Here is a 17,397-nt window from a genome sequence, read left to right as displayed (position 1 = left end):
CCCAGGAGACGACGATGACCGGATCGCAACCACTTCGGACGGTGGCGGGGTTGACCGCCTTACGGGATGCCTATGGGCAGAACATGTCTGGACTCGTACCTGAGACCGGTGTGTATCTCGCCGACGACGGTTGGTGGATCGCTCTCACGGGTGCACCCGATCCCAGCTACAACCTTGCATTGGTCCATGGGGGTGATGTGCGGAAAAACACGGTCGCCGTTGTGGAACGAGTGCTCGCAGAGCGACTGCGCACCGTTGTCATGCTCGCCGGGGCGGGTCTGGATGCCGCGACCGTCCTCGCGGATGCAGGGTGGGTGTGCGTCGGTTCGAGTTCGCTGCGCGCGCTACCGAATTCTCCGTCAGCGCCGGATGCCGCGGTGCGGATCCTGGAAGATGGCGACCTGCGTTCAGCACGACAACTTGCGGAGGATGTTTTCGGTATCGATCGCGAATCTGCGACTCTGGTGTATCAGGAGGCGGCCCCCGACCGACCAAGTGAGCGTTCAGTCGTCGGCCTGTTCGAACTCGACACGCTGCAGACCGCAGCGATGCTGTCGTTCGGTAAGCCCATCAGCACTGTGTGGGCGGCCGGAACCAGGGCGCAAGGACAGCGGCGCGGACATGGGTTACGGGTCCTTCGGCAAGTGTCGGCAGCCGCATTCGAGGCTGTCGGCGACGGCGCCGTGTGTGGTCTCGCCAGCGCTGCCGGCAATGCTCTGTACGACGCGAGCGGAGCCGAAATCGTCGAGTACTGGCAAATGTGGTCGCGACCGCGATGGCTACTTGGTAGCTGACATCAGCCGTCAGGTATGTTTGTGTGCGTTCGGCAAACTTTTGGTTTCTTTCAGCTACGCTTCAACGCGCGATCCAATCGGGGGTACTCAAGATGGCAGATTCGAGTACCAGGGATGCGGCGATACGTCGCGAACTCGGCGTTCCGCCCACTTTCGACCTGGTGAGGCATGCACGAAACCTTGCAAGAGTGTTCTTCCCCGCTCTTGTCATCGCATTGCTCGTCGGTGGGATTGTCTACGCTGTGCGGGGAAGCGCGACACCGGTGTATCAATCCGACATCGTCGCGGAGGTTCAGTCTGCCTCTCAGATCGTCGTGACGGACGCGAACCTCGGCCAGTTGGTTGCCCCCTATGTCGCACTGGCCACCGATAGCGATGTGGTTGCCGCCATCCACGACCAGTTGAATAACGGGTGGACGACAGCGGATGTCTCAAGCCACATCTCGGTGACGCCCGGTACTTCTCCGGCATTGGTATTCGTCAAGGCGACTGCCTTCAGTCAGGCTGACGCGGACGCGCTGGCACGAATAGTCGTCGCCACCTTGAGCGACGCGCAGGCGCGACGCAATGCAGACACGCTGGATCGTCGTACCCGAGTTCTCACCGACGACATCGCTCGATTGAACGGGGACTTGGACGCAGCGCGGCGAGAAAGCTTGGACGAATACGAGACACCCGCCGACGATCCGACTATCAAGGCGGATCTCGACGCGAGGCTGGAGCAGTTGCGCCAGTTGAGATCGACCGTATCCGGTTCCGACCGACTGCAGTTGCTTTCCGCCCCCGCGGGAACGGGTCTGCCGGTTGCGCCGAAGCCACTCGTCGAGTCGGCGGTTGCGTTCTTGGTGGTCCTCATTCTCGCTGCCGAAATCCTCTCTGCCTACCGGGGTCGATTCAGTTCGCGAGTGACCGACGCGTGGGCACGTCGAACGGCCCGGAAATACGGAGCCTCACTACTCCTGCAGCACTCCGAAGCCGCTGAGTTTCCGCCGAACCTCGCGCTGACGATATGCCAGCGTGCAAGTCTCGGTGATCATGTCCTGGTGCTTTCGGGTGACGGCGTCCTCTCCACATCATGGGATGTTCCTGCGCACGTGCGATCCGGGGTCTCCCGATATTCGCTGAAGTCGGACTGGTGGCGCCGATTTGACTCCAATGGAACCGGGTTTGCCCTGGTTGTTGTCTCCGCACAGCACGCCAACCAACGGGAGATCGTCGAATGCCTCAGGGCTTTGGCCGAAGTCGATGTTGCGCGAACACTGGTACTCGTGGGTCCGTCTGCTCCCGAGCCTCTCCTCGACGTACTTACCCTCGCGGTGCTGCGTCGCAGACGCAGGCCCGCAAGTTCAGTGAAACTGGCGGCCGAGCCGACCAACTCGGCCACGAACTCACAGGCCCCGTCCGACAGCGCCTGGGTGAAGTCCGGTGCGCCGCGGCTGAACGAGCCTTCCGTTGCCGTGCCGTACGGAATGGATACTTCCGCCCTGGATTCGAGGAGGGATCGCGCCAGCCTGGTGGATGCGAAAACGGTCAGTATTGCGAAGAAGAACCTGCCGAAGGCTATGCCCAAGCCGAGCGCAGGGGTCGAGCTCGAAGAGCCGCAGATCGTGCAGGCTGTTGATGTCGAGGGCGCCGGAGTCGAGGCGTCCGCAGTGGAGATTTCCGGAGCGGAGTCGACCAGCAATGATGCAACTGGTGTCAAGGCGTCCGGGGAAGCCGACGGCATCGACTCCGAAGCCTCGACCGAACGAATTATGCTGACCTCCAAAGATATAGCGGAAATTCGAAAGAGGAGGCAAAGAACTCGCGTGAGCCTTATACGTTCGGATTCAGCAGACGGACAGTCGGAATCCTGAAGGACCGGGCTTTCACTAGATCTTGGGTGTGCTGCACCCTCCAACTGCCTGTTTCACCGCTGCGAGTGCGGGTTTCGGAGTGTAATTGATCGTGACCAGACCGAAGTTCTGTTCGATATCCGAAGTGTTGGTTCCGCGATCACGCATGCTGTAGATGAAAATGCGCTCGATGTAACCGAGCACCTTTGCTTGCGCGAATCCATCCGAGATGATGTTGGCCTGTAATTGCGGGCTGACGGCGGTCGGGCCTGTACCTGTCGGAGCTCCGAATTCGGTTGCCCAGACTTTCTTTCCGCTGTCCCCGTTCTGCACCATCGATTCTCGCATCAGTCGGATCCTGTAGAAAGTGTTCCAATTCTGGGTGGACGAATCCGAAGGTAGCGCAGGCCAACTGTACGGATGGATCGAAAAGACATCGAATGAAGACTTTGCTCCTGCCGCGTACATACCCTTGAGATATGTGACCGGTGAGATGTCGGATCCGTTGTCGACGGCCGGTGCCAAACCGCCGTTGAGAATCTTTGCACCCGGTTGTACCGCACGGATACTTTCAGATGCGGCTTTCAGGAGTGCAGTGTATGTGTTCACATTCGGCTTGGGGCGGAAGAATTGTGTCAGGTTCGGTTCGTTCCAAATCTCCCAAGTGCTGATTCTGTTCGAGTACCGTTGTGCTGCTTGTTGTGCAAACTTGGCAAACGCGGCCGGATCGGATGGATACCCGTGGGTATCGTTGACCCCGGCGACGCGAGCCCAAGCCGGCGTGTACGTAACGATTCCCAAGACGCTCAATCCTTGGAGACGTGCTCGATCGACGACGCGGTCCGTTGTGCTCCAATTCTGTTGGCCCTTGGTTGATTCGACGGCGGACCAATCGACGTCGAACCTGAGCCAGGTCGCGCCGGCATTCTTCATTGCGGTCAGTTCTGCATCGAGATCATTCTGAGAGAGACCGTTGAGTGGGGCGCCCGCGGCGATCCCTAAACCAACGGAACTGCACGTCGAGTTCGGGGTTGGGGTTGTTGTTGGAACGGGACTCGGTGCACACGCGCTCAATGACCCGACAGTCAACAGGGCGCAGGCGAGGGACAATCGAAGTCGACTCACGCCGACCACCTTCTTTCCACAGTGACTCGAAACCGGTGCGGGACAGACAAGTTGGAAGCCGAACTAGATGACCAATCCGACAAATCAAAGAATTGCATGAATTGGGTCACTTGGCACCAGTCTCGAAGTCGGTTCTGCAGTACTTCCGTCCGGTTGGGTGCTACTGCGAAATGCGCCGGTTGGTATTGTCCGATTTTCTCGGTGACTGTGGTCGAAAATGATCAATAGTTCAGAGGCATCCTCCAGTTTCGTTTGCATCTTGCAACACGGCCATTGCGGGCTTCGGTTCGAAGTCGAGATCCAGAAGGCCAAAGTTTTGTTCGCGATCACCGGGATCGGAGCCGCGGTCCTGGAGACTGTAAACGAAGACCTTCTGAACGAACCCGAGGCTACGCGCTTCGTTGAATCCGTCACGCAGTATCTCGGCTTGCATCGACTCGGTCACAGCGTCGAGACCAGTTCCTGTTGGTGCCCCGAATTCGGTCGCCCAAATAGATTTGGTCGAGTCGCCGTTTGCAACCATTGTGTCGTGCATCAGCCGCATTCGATAGAAAGAGTTCCAGTTTCGAGTCAACGGGTCCGAGGGCAGTGCCGGGTAGGTGTACGGATGCATTCCGACAACGTCGAAGTGTTGTCCAGCTCCATATTCGTAGATGTTCGCGAGGAACGTCGTGGGGCTTATGTCAGCGCCGTTGTCAGTTGCGGGGGACAAGCCACCGGAGACAATTGTTGCGCCCGGTTGCACTGCCTCGATTGCTACGCTCGATGCGGCGAGCAGCTTCGAGTAATACTCAGGATCCGGCGTCGGATTGAAGAATGTTTGGAGATTGGGCTCGTTCCAGATCTCCCATGACGAAATGGAATTCGAGTAGCGGGCAGCGGCAAGCGCCGCGAACCTACCGAACGCGTCCGGGTCGGCCGGACGGGTATGCGTGTCAGGACTCGTCGCTGCCGGATCTCTTGCCCAGGCAGGCGTGTAGGTGATGAGACCGAGAATCTCGAGCCCGGAAGATTTCGCGATGTCCACGAGGCGATCGGTTCCGGACCAGTCGAAGGTGCCCTCGGTACTTTCGATGGCGGACCAGTCGATGTCGAATCTGACCCAGTGCGAACCCGATGATCGAATAGCTTCCACCGTTCGATCCATTTCGGCGTCACTCATTGCGGTATAGCCGGAACCAAGTGCGATGCCAGTATTGTCTGACGAAGGTTGAACTGCGCAAGGTTCGCCGGTTGCGGTAATCGAAGAATGGACTACCAATCCGACAATCAACAAGACCACTGCGACTGCGGCGACTCGACGTGCCTTAGCCATCGATGAGCTCCTTCAGCAGAGCCGGAAGATTCTTCTGGATGTCATATCGGTCCTCTACCTTCCGCCGGCCGATGCGTGACAATTCGGATCGTGCACTCCCGTCCTCCAACAGTCTCGTTATCTCGGCTGCGAGTTCTACTGAATCAGATGGCTCGACGAGCGATCCGGCGCCGTCCCCCAGCAGCTCGCTGGTGCCGCCGAGATCGGTTCCGACGACTGGCACTCCGATGCTCATTGCTTCGAGTGCCACGAGTGGGCCGGCTTCGGGAGAGGTGCTCGCAGAAATCGCGATGTCCCATCCTTTGATAGTTGCCAGTGAATCGACATATCCGAGAAATGTGACGCGACCCGCCAGATCCGGCTGCTGTGCGCGTTCACGAAGTACTTGTGCGTACATTTCATCGCCCGGGAACGGAAGTCCGGCGATTTCGAGTTGGACGTCTACTGTGCGGGCGATGGCATCCATCAACACCAAGTGGCCTTTCCACGGCGTCAGTGACCCGATGATTCCGACAACTCGGCGTGCCGGTGATCGAACTTCCGTTACCTCAGGGGGAACTACAACACCAAGTCGTGACACCGAGGTGGGAATTCCCAGCGAAAGAACAGGAAGCGATGTCGGTCCGGAGACGGCGACTGCTCGTCGGATCCCGGGTTTTGCAATCCGTACGACGAATCGTTGTTTTGTGCTCGAGAGAGTGTCGTGGACAAGCCACGTTGCACGTTGCGGTACGCGGCCGAGCCTGATCACCGGCAATGCGAACAGTGAGTTGACTATCACGGTCGAGCTGGCCGACTGAGCCCGAGACGCAATGATGCGCCCGGCAATTCGCCAATTCTTTGCAACTTCGAGAATCGCCAGGACGCGTGCCAGACCCCCTTCGCCTCTGAGCGACAGGGTTGGTAGCGTGACCGTTTCGAAGTCGACTGACGCGCGTGCGCGATCCCTCAGCGGCCCTTCCGGACAAGCCAACATTACCGTGAAACCCTGCTCGTGTGCCAAACGCATCAGTTGGAGCATGACCAGTTCGGCGCCGGAGATCTCTCCAGTGTGGCTGACGAAAATGATCGTTCGTGTCATTTTACTTCCCTGTCGGGTTTTACCATTGCGAGTGGCGACTTCCCGCCCGCGAGCGATACAAGTGCATAGATTCCGACTGTCCCAAGTGGAGCGAGAACCGAAACGACTGGCCATGGCACGCCCAACCTTTCGACGCAGATCGTTCCTGCCACTGTGACCACTGCGCAGAGGGCGACGGCCGCTCCGAGCGGGAGCATCGGAAACATTCTGTGAACCGGCAGACTTTGCCGCACTACAACCCAAATTGCAACGAAAAGAAGCAGTTCGGTCGATACGGTCGCAACTGCCGCTCCGTTGAATGACATTCGAGGAATTAACACGATGTTGACCACGATATTGAAGAGTAAGCCGCCCAATGCAATCCACGGATATATTCGATGCCGGCCGCTCGCAACCAGGATCATCAACCCCAACTGGGTGAGCATCGAGAAGCATGCGCCAAGCACCAACAGTCGCGTCGAGGTCCCTGCAATTGCGAACCGCTCTCCGTACAGAAAGGTGAGCACTCCGGTGGCAGCAGGCCAGAACGCGGCGATCGATGCGCTCCCGAGAACTGTCAGGACGATGAATGTTTCGCGGCTTCGTTCGCGGAACACTGCCACGCTGTCGGGCCAATAGGACACGAGAAGTGTTGTTACCGGGGTGACTACGGTGATTGCGACGATTTGCAGAAGGTCCGCGAATTTGTACCCGATGGTGTACAAGCCGACCGAATCGAAAGTATCGAGCTTGCCCAAGAGCAGCACATCCACTTTGGACAGAAGCGTGACCAAAGCGAAGCCGATGCTCAAAGGGATTGCTTCGATCAGCATTTCCCGCCACCTACGAAACTGCGCTCGTGACGACGGCCTAGGCCCGGCGACGCCCTTTCGGACACCGCGCACTTTCACGACGGCCGCGACCACTTCGTTGATAACCGCAGGGATGACGAGAACGAGGAGGATCGGCTGCCACAAAACCGCGACGATGGTCGCGACAAGCTGGGCGAGTTGCCCGACGCCCTCGGCGATCGCGACATACGTCATGCGCAGGCGGCTCTGGTACATGACGGAAAGTGCATGGCTGGGAGTGGCAACGACAACGACCAAACCAGCGACCGCCGTTGCTTCGACCACTTCTGCGGGGTAGCGGAGAATCCAGACATAACCCACCGCGACGATGTATCCGAAAAGACCAAGGGCGACCCGTAGGGATATGAACGCGGTGGTGACCAGCGAAACTTCCCACGGATTGCACTCGACCAACTTCGCGAGCACCACTCGGCCGACGCCGAGATCGGTGACGACGGACAACAATCCGAGCAATCCGAAGATGAGGGAGAACTGACCGAATTCGTCAGGGCTGATCGAACGCGCGATCAGAACCGAGCCGGTCCACCCCATCGCTGCCACTGCGATCCGGCTTCCGAGCATGATCGCAGTGCTTCGGCGTGCATCGTTCGCAGTCAAATCCGGAGCGGCCGGCCCGTGGATTTTCGTCTCTCGCTCGCGACGTTCCTTCTCGAACTTGTCGATAGCGGCCTGGCGCAATTCGGCGAACTCTCGCGGCGATACGGGCTCGGTGCCCGTCGAATTGCGATTCGTCATGAGCAACTCACACGCTCAGCCCTGCAGTGCGGTACGCGTCAACCGTGTATTCGGCTGTTCGGGTCCACGTCGATCGGGCCGCGACACGTGGCGCAGATATACGGAGTGCGGTGTTGACATCGTCGTCCAGGACGACTGAGCGAAGAGCGGCCAACCAGGAAGCCTTGTCGTGCTTGCGGACAAGCACGGCGGCGTTGTCGGCGAATTCGGTCAGTGCTCCGACCGCACTCGCAACCACTGCCGCGCCGCACGCCATGGCTTCGAGTGGCGGCAGACCGAACCCCTCGTAGTGGGAGGAGTAAGCGACAGCAGTTGCGGCGGAATAGAGTGCCGGAAGGTCTTCTGTCGCGACGTAACCCAATCCTCGGGCGGAACGGGGCGCGTCGGGGCCAGTCGAGCCGGAGCCCGCCAGCAGAAAAGGAATCGACAGCTCCGTGCACGCTTCGGCGACCAGAGCGACATCTTTTCGAGGTTCGATCGTTCCGACCTGCAGCACGAATCGCTCCGGTAGTTTCAATCGCCGCCGAACTTCGGTCACTGCAGCTTCGGTGGGGATCGTGGCCCAGGATGCGGGTGCCAGCGGCGTGACAACGGCATGCCGACCGCTCAGTGCGAGTATTCGTTCGGCGGTGAAGTCCGATACTGCAATGACGACGTCGGCCTTGCGTAGCGCCGCGGACAGGAGTCGGCGTTCGCCAGCTGCTCGATATCGACTGAAGGCCCACGGAACGTCGAATACCGACATGTCGTGAAACGTCGAGATCTTCAGGCCGCCTTGCCCGATCGGGAGGTCGACGTCGAGGCTGTGGAACAAGTCGCTGCCCGCGACCGGCACCATCGCCCACGCGGCTCTGCGTGCTCCGGAGGCAACAGGGCGCGTCACGGCGCGCACTCCGGTTGGAATCTCATCGACAGCGTCGATTTGCACTGTTGCGCTGAGGTTCGTCGATTCGCTGATCAGTGGGGAGAGTTCTCGGAGTAGTTCGCGTGCATAGGTTTGGACGCCGCCCCCACCAGGTCGGAGTGCCATGGCTCCGAGGGTGATTCGTGATCGGATATCGCTTCTTTCTCCGAGTGGTGTTGAGTCAGTGCGCATCCCACGGTTCCAATCAGTAGCCAAAAGTAGAGGTCGAGGGGAAATATCTCGAAATATGTCGAGACGACAGAAGCGACCGCGGCCGCGACGATCGAGGCGCTGACACCGAGAGCCAAAGCGCCGTCCGAGCCGGGAAGCACACGCGATGCCCTCAGCGCGGACGCTCCGGAAGATATGAGGACCAGGACAAAAATCCACAAGCCGATCGGTCCGAGCTCGACTGCGACTTTCATGTAGTAGTTGTCGGGCTGATAGGGGATCAGCCCAAGTGTTGTCGCGGCCTTGATCGTCATCGTGTTGAGCATCGGTTGCGCTGCTTCCGCCGCCTTTGCTGCCGCGGATCCTGTTGCGCCCAGACCTTGCCCGAGTGGATGCACGAACAGCGAGCTGATTGTCGACGACCATCCGCTACCGCGTTCTTCGAGACTGTACGACGAGAACAGTGGTTTGACGATTGATGGTGGTGCCAACAGAAGTACAAAGGGAACGGCAGCGGCAGCCGCGCCGAACAACATCAAGATAGACCGATACTTGTATACGGCAATCCAGAGAAGCCCGACAGCCAACCCGATGTAGCTGGCCCGCACAATCGAGACTCCCATGCCTACGACCATGATCGGAGTTGCGGCCAGAAAGATAATGTTGCGCAGCCGTTTCGGATCCGCGAGAGCGACCGAAATACCGACGATCAAACTCAGCATCACGAAGAGACCGAACGCAAACGGACCGGTGAAAGTGCTGAAGCTTCGCAAGATCGAGCCGGTGATTCGAATCTGTTCGGTGTAGCTGTAGCCGAGATCCACCAGGTATGCAGGCCCTACTGCTTGCTGAAGGAGTCCGATGACTGCTGTCAGTATCCCCATACCCATCAGGACGGACACGAGATGATCTCGGTCGTCCCGCGAGAACGGTGCGCGCCAGAGAATGACGGGTATCAAGATGTAGAAGTAGGTGATCTTTATCGATGTCACCCCGGCGATACCGGACAGAAGCAGTGCTGACGCGGAACCGAAAGCTACCCAGGCCGCGGCAGCCGGCCACCAAGGCATCGAGGGGCGCACTACCCGAAGGCGATTGGGGCTGACGAAGGTGCATCCCAACGTGAGCAGGAGCAACCCCTCCTTCCAACCGGCCATCGATGTCCCGCCGGGAATGATCGCCAACAGACCGTGGAGCGGAGCGAACAGTGCAACAAGCAGCAAGCCGCGTTGTGGTCGCTGGTAGATCGCAACGACGATGGGTACTGCGAAGATTGCAGCAACAAACATGAATGATGTGTTCACGCGATGAACCGGTTCGCATTCGCCGTGTCGGCCCGAGGGACCGTCGTAATTCCGAATGCTTTCGCTATCGAAGAAATCGCCTTTGTTTGCACGATATTTCGGAGGTCACGATGGTAGGACGGGTGATCGCCGACCGGTGGCATGATCGCGTCGAACGTTTGTCCTCGGTGAGTCATCCGGGCAACGCCTTCGGGTCCGCGTTGCTGATTGAACCATGCGGCGTCCGCGGGGGAGAGGATGACGGTGGTATCCACCCCACGCTTGCAGAGTGCCTCCAGCATTACCTCAGGAACCTGCGTGATTCCCCTGATTCCCAGAAGCTTCCACGCTGGATAGGGGAGACGGGACTGCAGTACGCCTTTCACCCGTCCGCGGAGGGGAAGTTTCGTGGTTTCGGCACCTGGATCGATTCGAGGAGCCTCCGGCAAGACAGCATCCATCAGGGACTTCTTGCGCCTCACCGACCACAAGATCATGTTTACGAGTATTGTCGATCTCGCACCCATCTGGAGCGCCATGGACGCTGAGGTCCATGCCCCCGAACACAATCCGGTCATCACGAGGTTTCTCGGATCTGCGCCGAGTGCGGCAACGGCAGTGCGTGCGTCCTCGTCTGCCGCGTGTGAATAGACCGACGTCGGATTGTCGGCGTCGATCGGACCCGAGTCGCCGACCCCTCGTCGGTCGAATCGGAGACTCGTGACCGAGAGAGCCGCGGCCTCACGAGCGATGGTCACCCACGAGCGGCCAGGCCCGACTCGATGCTCGATTGCAGTAGTGAAGAACAGTAGTCCGCGCTCGGGAGGCGCATCGGTGGTCGATATGTTGCCTGCCTCGGATTCGGGAGAAGTTGCGGGATGCGTGCGGATCGCGAAGAGCTCCTGAGCGCCGAATCGTTCCAACGTCTCGAACACCTCCTCGCCGACTTCGGTGACCGCGACGCGAGCTGTGGTGGTGATCGCGGGAGTGAACGCGGAGGAACTCGTGGGCGCGTGGCGATCCAACCACTGTGCGATTTCGCTGATGTGTGTGTAGGGGATGTCGACGTAGAAACTGGGAGGCGACGTGAACGCGTCGTGGTTCTCCAAGATCATCATCTCGGGATCAAGAGTTGCTGCGAGCCCGGCGACAGCTCTGCTGTCCAGTACCGAAGACTTCACGGCCAGAAGGGTGCGTGGACGTCCGAGAAATGGTCCGGTGATGCGGAGACGTGACAGTTGGTCGGCGCATTCGGGAGCCAGCACGCCACCCATGATCGACACACGTGAGTCGGCGGGATCGTCCTCTCCGACGCTGATCGCGTAGAACGCACGTTGTTCCCTGAGGTAGTTGCGGCCGGTCAGAATTGGGTCCCACAGGACTATCGAGTTGACGTGTCCGCACTCCTGCAATGCCGACGCTGCCAGGAGGGCCCCAACTCTCAGTCCGACGATGCTGACGGATTCCGCGCCCGCTCGTCGGACATAGTCCACAGCGCTGACGATGCTCTTCAGCCAGAGGGTGAGAGCGTCAGGATCGTCTTCGGCACCGGCCGAGTCGCCGACTCCCGCGTACTCGAAACGAAAAGCGGCCATACCCTGTGCCGCGAGTTTTTCGCCGAGAAGTCGCATGCCGCGATAGGTGTCGATGTGCTCCTTGCCCAGCGGGGGACACATGACCACGGCTTCTCGGACAGTTCCTGAAGAGGGCACGTGAACGAATCCGAGCAACGGCCTGTCTGCCGACCCGAACCACGTGGCCAGTTGAGTCTCGATGGTGATCACTCCGGTCAAGATCGGTTGCCTGTATGTTGCTAGTAAACATACCAGTAGTCTGTTTGATGCCGATCCGGCAATCTCTAGGTTTGTGAAGCGCCAAAAAAGCGCATAGGAGTCCGAAAATGTCAGGTGTACTCGTCCATGAATGGATAGAGCGTTCGGGCGGCGCAGAGAAGGTGCTGGACGAGTTCGTCAACTGTTATCCGGACGCTGACCTCTATTGTCTGTGGAACGATGCTCCCGGGCGTTACTCGACAACCGATGTCAACGAAAGTGTGCTCGCTGCAACGCCATTGCGTCGTAGCAAAGCGCTCTCATTGCCTGTCATGCCGTTCACCTGGCGAGGGTTGGAGAACCGCGGCTATGACTTCGCGCTGATCAGCTCCCACGTGTTTGCCCATCACGCAACATTCAGGGAGCAGTCTGCGCGATTCCGGAAATTCGTCTACGTGCACACCCCCGCCAGGTACGTGTGGAATCCCGAACTGGACGAGCGTGGAAACTCGCCACTCGCGAGGCTGGGATCACCCATTCTGCGCAAGATCGACCGCAAAAGAGCGTCGGAGGGAGCCTCGTTCGCAGCGAACAGTGTGTTCGTCAGTCGACGGGTTGAGCGAGCCTGGGGCGTGCAATCACGGGTCATCCACCCTCCGGTGGACGTCGACCGGATCTCCGCCGTCGAGGATTGGCGGTCCCGATTGAGCGAAAACGAAATTCAGCTACTATCCAGTTTGCCCTCGCCATTCGTTCTCGGTGCCTCGAGGTTCATTCCGTACAAGCGTTTGGACTGGGTGATCCGGGCAGCCGAGCGGGCCGGAACGGCTGCTGTCATCGCAGGGTCGGGCCCGGAAGAGGATCGGCTCCGCGCGATGGCTGACTCTGCGTCGGTTCCCGTTCGAATTGTTCGGCGCCCCTCGGATGCGTTGCTTTTTGCGCTGTATCAGCAGGCACTCGCATACGTCTTTCCGGCGATCGAAGACTTCGGAATCATGCCGGTGGAGGCAATGGCTGCGGGTGCGCGCGTGATTACGAACAGCATCGGGGGAGCTTCGGAAACCGTGACACCTGGTGTCGACGGACTCCATTTCCACGACGACAGTTGGGAATCGGTGGCCGAGTGCATCCGAGATGTCGCCGCAGTGGACGTGAATGGTGCCCGCTCGTACGAGAAGTACTCCGTGCGCAGATTTCGTTCCGAGATCGCAACCTGGACCGGTGTCCCGGTGTTCGGCTACGCGAACAGCGCGGAGCCCCAGTAGCTCCCGTCGGCGAGACCGCCGGGGCAAGCGAAGACCGCAGAACCGACGTGCTGGATGTATTCGTTCAGCGCATCGTGTCGTGAAAGGTTTTGCTGCATCGGAACAAACTGCTCGACCGGATTCCGGCAGTACGCAACGAAGAACAGTCCCGCGTCCAGGTGGCCGAAGCCATCGGAGCCGTCCGTGAAGTTGTATCCGCGGCGCAAGATCTGAATCCCACCGAGTTCCTCGGCAGAGGCCAGGCGCACGTGTGAATCCTCCGGGATGACGAAGTCGTGTCCCATTTTGGAATCGAGATCGAGCTCGTCGAACTCGTCCTTGCCGCCGAGCGGCGCTCCGCTGCGTTTGGAGCGGCCGATGACAGCTTCCTGTTCCTTGAGTACTGCGCGATCCCACTGCTCGATCAGCATGCGGATTCGTCTGGCGACGAGGAATGATCCGCCCGCCATCCAGGCCTGATCGTCAGTGGGATCAACCCAGACGTGCTGGGCGAGTGCGTTTGGATCTTCCGCCTTGATGTTGGCTGTTCCGTCCTTGAACCCGAACAGATTTCGTGGTGTCGCCTGCGTCGTCGAGGTCGAGGATGTTCGTCCGAACCCGAGTTGCGACCATTTGACCGACGCGGTCCCGAACGCGACTCGCGCGAGGTTGCGGATCGCATGGACGGCAACCTGGGGATCGTTGGCGCACGCTTGGATGGCGATGTCGCCCCCGCTCCGATTCGGGTCGAGGTTGTCCGCACGGAAGTGGGGGAGATCGAGCAGGGCAGCAGGTTTCTTGTCTGCGAGCCCGAAACGGTCGTCGAAAAGTGACGGTCCGAATCCGATGGTCAGGGTGAGTTGCGACGGCGCGAGATCGAGTGCCTCACCCGTATCGCTCGGTGGTGCATACGGACCGTCGCCGGTCGCTCCGTCTTCGGTTGCTTCCTGACCCGCCGTCATTCGTTCGGCCATCGCCGTCCACGTCTGCAGCAGCGTGATCAGTTCGTCGCGCGACTTCGTCGTCACATCGAAAGCGACGAAGTGCATACGATCCTGGGCCGGCGTCGTGATGCCTGCCTGATGCTCGCCGCGAAAGGCGACCACGTCTGCGTGATCGGCGCCGGAACTCTCGTCGGCGGTCACCCGCCCGATGACGGCACCGGCACCGGCCAGAACGGCGCCGGCCCCCACGGCGCCGAACAGTCGGCGTCGTGAGACTGCGTGCGGTGCTGCGTTTTCCGCAGCGGGTGTGCCTTCTGGTGAATCAGTCATCTACTGTCCCGCGACTACTTCCTGGACCTGGCTGACCTCGGCGGACAGTGCATCGATTTTACGCGAGAGTTCCTGACGCTGCGCCTCGGTGACGGTGTCGTAGTACACGAATCCGTCGCCGACCCGGAACTGCGCCAGCGCAGCGTCGAGGTCGGCGAATCGGTCAGCGATGCGCTGGGCGAGCTCGGGATTACGTTCCTGCAGAATCGGGTTCAGTGCCGCGATCGCCGCTTGCGAGCCGTCGACGTTGGCCTGGAAATCCCACAGGTCGGTGTGCGAGAAGATGTCTTCCTCGCCGGTGATCTTGGAAGTCGAGATCTCGTCGAGCAACCCTTGAGCGTCGCCGGCGATCTTGGTGGGATCGATCGTGTAATCGTCCGCGTTCACCTGGTCGGCAAGGTACTGGATGTCTTCGAGCAGCTGATCGGCGACCGCGTTGGTGTCCGGCTGAAGCCCGGTCACCCACAGATCCTTCTCGAGGCGGTGGAACCCGGTCCAGACCTGACCGGGCTCGAGATCCGCTTCGCGAAGGTCCAGCTTGGGATCGAGCTCGCCGAAGCTCTCGGCTTCGGGTTCGATGCGCTCGTAGTAGGTACGTGCGATCGGGAACAGTGCCTTCGCCTGGTCGACGTTGCCGGACTGGACTGCGGCGACGAACTGAGCTGCGGTGTCCTGCAGCGCGACGATCTGGCTGCGGATGTAGCGACGGTAACCGTCGGCGGCTTCGGCGAGCTGGCCGCTCTCGTCGGTGGCCGCCTGCGAATCGCCTGTGACGACGAAGTCCTGACGGATGCCGGTTCCGACCATGCCCGGCTTGCAGGCGAGCTGGTAGGTCGCTGCTTCAGGGAGAGAGACGATCAGCTGACGGGTCAGTCCTGGGCCGATGTTCTCGACCTCGCCCATCGCTCGATCACCCTCGGCGAAGACGTAGAACTCGGTGACCTTGGAGCCGTTGTTCGTCACCTGGAAGGTCGACGTGCCGGTCGTCCCCGTCGTGGCGCTGACCTCACATGAGTCGTCGGTGGCGGTGACCGTGATGTCGCCGTCGTTCGCCGTCGTCTTCTCGGTGCACGCGGCGAGGGAGAAGGGAAGTACCGCGGCCGTGGCCAGTACGAGGGTGGATTTACGCATGTCGGCAATGCCTCTCAGGATTTTTCGGGAACGTGTGTGTCGTGCGCAGGCGGGGTTGTCGGTTCCGATGGGCTCGACGGAAGGGGACGTAGGAAGAGCGCGAGGACGACTACGAGGTAGACGACCCATGCGACGGCTTGCAGGACGGTCGGGTCCGGGCGGAAGTTGAAGATTCCGGCGAGGACGGTGCCGTACCAGGTCGACGGGTCGTAGCCGGGTGTCAGGTTGAACGCGAGATTCGAACCGCCCGGCAGGACGTTTCCGGTCTGCAGAGCGCGAACACCGTACGAGAGGATTCCGGCGGCTACGACGATGAGGAAGATCGCCGTGTACCGGAAGAACGTCGTGAGGTTGAGACGGAGGGCGCCGAAGTACATGGCGACGGTCAAGACGGCGGCCAAGAGAATTCCGAGGAGCAGTCCGACCAGCGGCCAGGAGCTGCCGGCGGTGTTCTCTGCGTACCCCACCATGAGCAACGCTGTCTCGACGCCTTCACGACCGACCGCGAAGAATGCCAGCGACAAAATGGCGACGGGTCCGGCAATGAGCGCCTTTTCCATCCCCGCCTTGAGATCTCCGGAAATGTTCTTCGCTGCCGTACGCATCCACAGGACCATGATCGTGACGATGACGACGGCGATCAGGGAGGCAACGCCCGCGATGATCTCTGCGGTCAGGCCGTCGACCGTCGACGTTCCGTAGTGGATCGCGAAGAAGATGATCGCCACCATCGCGACGGCGATCGCGACGCCGAGCCACACCCATTTCAGTGCGTCCTTGCGCTGCGCCTTCACAAGGTAGGCGGCGAGAATCATCACCACGATGCCCGCTTCGAGGCCTTCGCGCAGACCGATCAGGCCACTGCCGAATAACTGGGTGGCAACTGATGGTGTGCTCGCGGCAGCGAGTACCGACACGGGCACGGGCGACTCCTGACAGGAAGGGTGTAACAGCTTCGGACAAGTTCGTGAGGCTAGGCCAGCCTTAACTCAGAAGAAGATACTCCATCATCGACGGCGAACCATGCCCTCACCTGTACTTTTGCTGTTCTTTACCAATGGATTCGGGAGTAGTTCACTCGCATGTGGATGATGGAGGGGTGTACCGAACTCCCGCAGCCCGCAGAAGTCCCCGGCGTCTCTCGCGAGCCGTAGCAGCAGTAGCTGCCGGAACAGCTTTGCTGGGCGCAGGCGTCGTGGCTTGCGGATCGAACGAACCGAAGGTTGCTATTCCCGAGGGCATACCCCCAGGTACCGGCTCTCCGACGCCGCCGATCGACATCAATGCTCCCGGCCGCAGTGCTGATCAACTCGCCGACTGGGCAGCGGGATTGTCGGACGACATCGGGATCGGGACGACGGCACTCGAGGCCTACGGGTACGCCGCTGCGGTCATGGCCGAGACGCTTCCCGGCTGCGGAATCGGGTGGACAACTTTGGCCGGTATCGGCAGCGTCGAGAGCCGCCACGGGACCTACGACGGCTCGTCGGTCGACGCGTTCGGCCAGGTTGCTCCGATCATTCGGGGAATCCCTCTCGACGGTGGCCCGGGAGTTGCCGAGATCCCCGATACCGACGGCGGGGCGATGGACGGCGATCCAGTGCACGACCGTGCGATGGGGCCCATGCAGTTCATCCCCGAGACGTGGCTCAAATGGGGAGTCGACGCCAACGGCGACGGCCGGGTGGACCCCGACAACATCGACGACGCTGCCCTCACGGCCGCCCGCTACCTGTGTGCACGCGGGGGAGACCTCACTTCCGCTGCCGGATGGCAGCAGGCACTGATGGCGTACAACCTCTCGGGCGACTATCTCGCGCTCGTTCGTGATCGTGCGTCGGCGTATTCAGTCGGGGTACGGCCGGACTGACGGTGATCGATC

At 60.4% G+C, this 17,397-nt stretch carries 14 protein-coding genes; 4 read left to right on the top strand and 10 right to left on the bottom strand.

Annotated elements, in window-relative coordinates:
- Positions 1-14 precede the first annotated feature (14 nt).
- Both GN300_RS01895 and GN300_RS01890 read left to right on the top strand, forming a co-directional pair.
- Positions 15-794, top strand: coding sequence for a hypothetical protein (locus tag GN300_RS01895; RefSeq protein ID WP_075833977.1), 780 nt, complete (start codon positions 15-17; stop codon positions 792-794).
- A 92-nt stretch (positions 795-886) separates the two neighbouring features.
- On the top strand, positions 887-2,650 hold the full coding sequence (locus GN300_RS01890; RefSeq protein ID WP_156511783.1) for a hypothetical protein: 1,764 nt from the start codon (positions 887-889) through the stop codon (positions 2,648-2,650).
- A gap of 15 nt (positions 2,651-2,665) precedes the next feature.
- Here GN300_RS01890 and GN300_RS01885 read toward each other — a convergent pair whose 3' ends face one another.
- The 7 genes from GN300_RS01885 to GN300_RS01855 form a co-directional block, all read right to left on the bottom strand.
- Positions 2,666-3,754, bottom strand: coding sequence for a cellulase family glycosylhydrolase (locus GN300_RS01885; protein ID WP_063316862.1), 1,089 nt, complete (start codon positions 3,752-3,754; stop codon positions 2,666-2,668).
- Positions 3,755-3,983: 229 nt separating this feature from the next.
- Complete coding sequence (locus GN300_RS01880; RefSeq protein WP_054827664.1) at positions 3,984-5,069, bottom strand: beta-xylosidase; 1,086 nt, start codon at positions 5,067-5,069, stop codon at positions 3,984-3,986.
- On the bottom strand, positions 5,062-6,150 hold the full coding sequence (locus GN300_RS01875) for a glycosyltransferase family 4 protein (RefSeq protein WP_063316799.1): 1,089 nt from the start codon (positions 6,148-6,150) through the stop codon (positions 5,062-5,064). Before GN300_RS01875 ends, GN300_RS01880 begins: the two co-directional genes overlap by 8 nt.
- Positions 6,147-7,736: a flippase gene (locus GN300_RS01870; protein ID WP_063316863.1), complete on the bottom strand. Its 1,590-nt coding sequence runs from the start codon at positions 7,734-7,736 to the stop codon at positions 6,147-6,149. The genes GN300_RS01875 and GN300_RS01870 overlap by 4 nt, the downstream gene beginning before the upstream one ends.
- A gap of 7 nt (positions 7,737-7,743) precedes the next feature.
- Complete coding sequence (locus GN300_RS01865) at positions 7,744-8,766, bottom strand: glycosyltransferase family 1 protein (protein WP_223304406.1); 1,023 nt, start codon at positions 8,764-8,766, stop codon at positions 7,744-7,746.
- On the bottom strand, positions 8,694-10,100 hold the full coding sequence (locus GN300_RS01860) for an O-antigen ligase (protein WP_223304407.1): 1,407 nt from the start codon (positions 10,098-10,100) through the stop codon (positions 8,694-8,696). The genes GN300_RS01865 and GN300_RS01860 overlap by 73 nt, the downstream gene beginning before the upstream one ends.
- A gap of 11 nt (positions 10,101-10,111) precedes the next feature.
- On the bottom strand, positions 10,112-11,878 hold the full coding sequence (locus GN300_RS01855) for an alpha/beta fold hydrolase (RefSeq protein ID WP_063316801.1): 1,767 nt from the start codon (positions 11,876-11,878) through the stop codon (positions 10,112-10,114).
- Positions 11,879-11,994: 116 nt separating this feature from the next.
- On the opposite strand from GN300_RS01855, the gene GN300_RS01850 reads away from it, so the two are divergent.
- Entirely contained in the window at positions 11,995-13,131 is a 1,137-nt protein-coding gene (locus GN300_RS01850; RefSeq protein ID WP_020908547.1) for a glycosyltransferase, read from the top strand.
- Here GN300_RS01850 and efeB read toward each other — a convergent pair.
- Genes efeB through efeU form a run of 3 tightly spaced genes read right to left on the bottom strand, consistent with a single transcriptional unit; the run spans position 13,104 to position 16,432 of the window.
- Positions 13,104-14,384 (bottom strand): iron uptake transporter deferrochelatase/peroxidase subunit, encoded by a 1,281-nt coding sequence (efeB, locus tag GN300_RS01845; protein ID WP_063316802.1) that lies wholly within the window; start codon positions 14,382-14,384, stop codon positions 13,104-13,106. The two genes, GN300_RS01850 and efeB, sit on opposite strands and share 28 nt — an antisense overlap.
- On the bottom strand, positions 14,385-15,515 hold the full coding sequence (gene efeO, locus GN300_RS01840; protein WP_063316803.1) for an iron uptake system protein EfeO: 1,131 nt from the start codon (positions 15,513-15,515) through the stop codon (positions 14,385-14,387).
- Positions 15,516-15,529: 14 nt separating this feature from the next.
- Complete coding sequence (efeU, locus tag GN300_RS01835) at positions 15,530-16,432, bottom strand: iron uptake transporter permease EfeU (RefSeq protein WP_063316864.1); 903 nt, start codon at positions 16,430-16,432, stop codon at positions 15,530-15,532.
- 140 nt (positions 16,433-16,572) lie between these two features.
- On the opposite strand from efeU, the gene GN300_RS01830 reads away from it, so the two are divergent.
- Positions 16,573-17,385, top strand: coding sequence for a lytic transglycosylase domain-containing protein (locus GN300_RS01830; protein ID WP_116058051.1), 813 nt, complete (start codon positions 16,573-16,575; stop codon positions 17,383-17,385).
- The last annotated feature ends 12 nt before the right edge of the window (positions 17,386-17,397 follow it).

Origin of the sequence: Rhodococcus sp. Ni2 (genome assembly GCF_021352185.1) — a bacterium.
In the GTDB taxonomy this organism is placed as follows: Bacteria; Actinomycetota; Actinomycetes; order Mycobacteriales; family Mycobacteriaceae; genus Rhodococcus_F; species Rhodococcus_F qingshengii.
The sequence above is the reverse complement of the archived record's forward strand: the minus strand, read 5'-3'. Positions and strand labels throughout refer to the sequence as shown.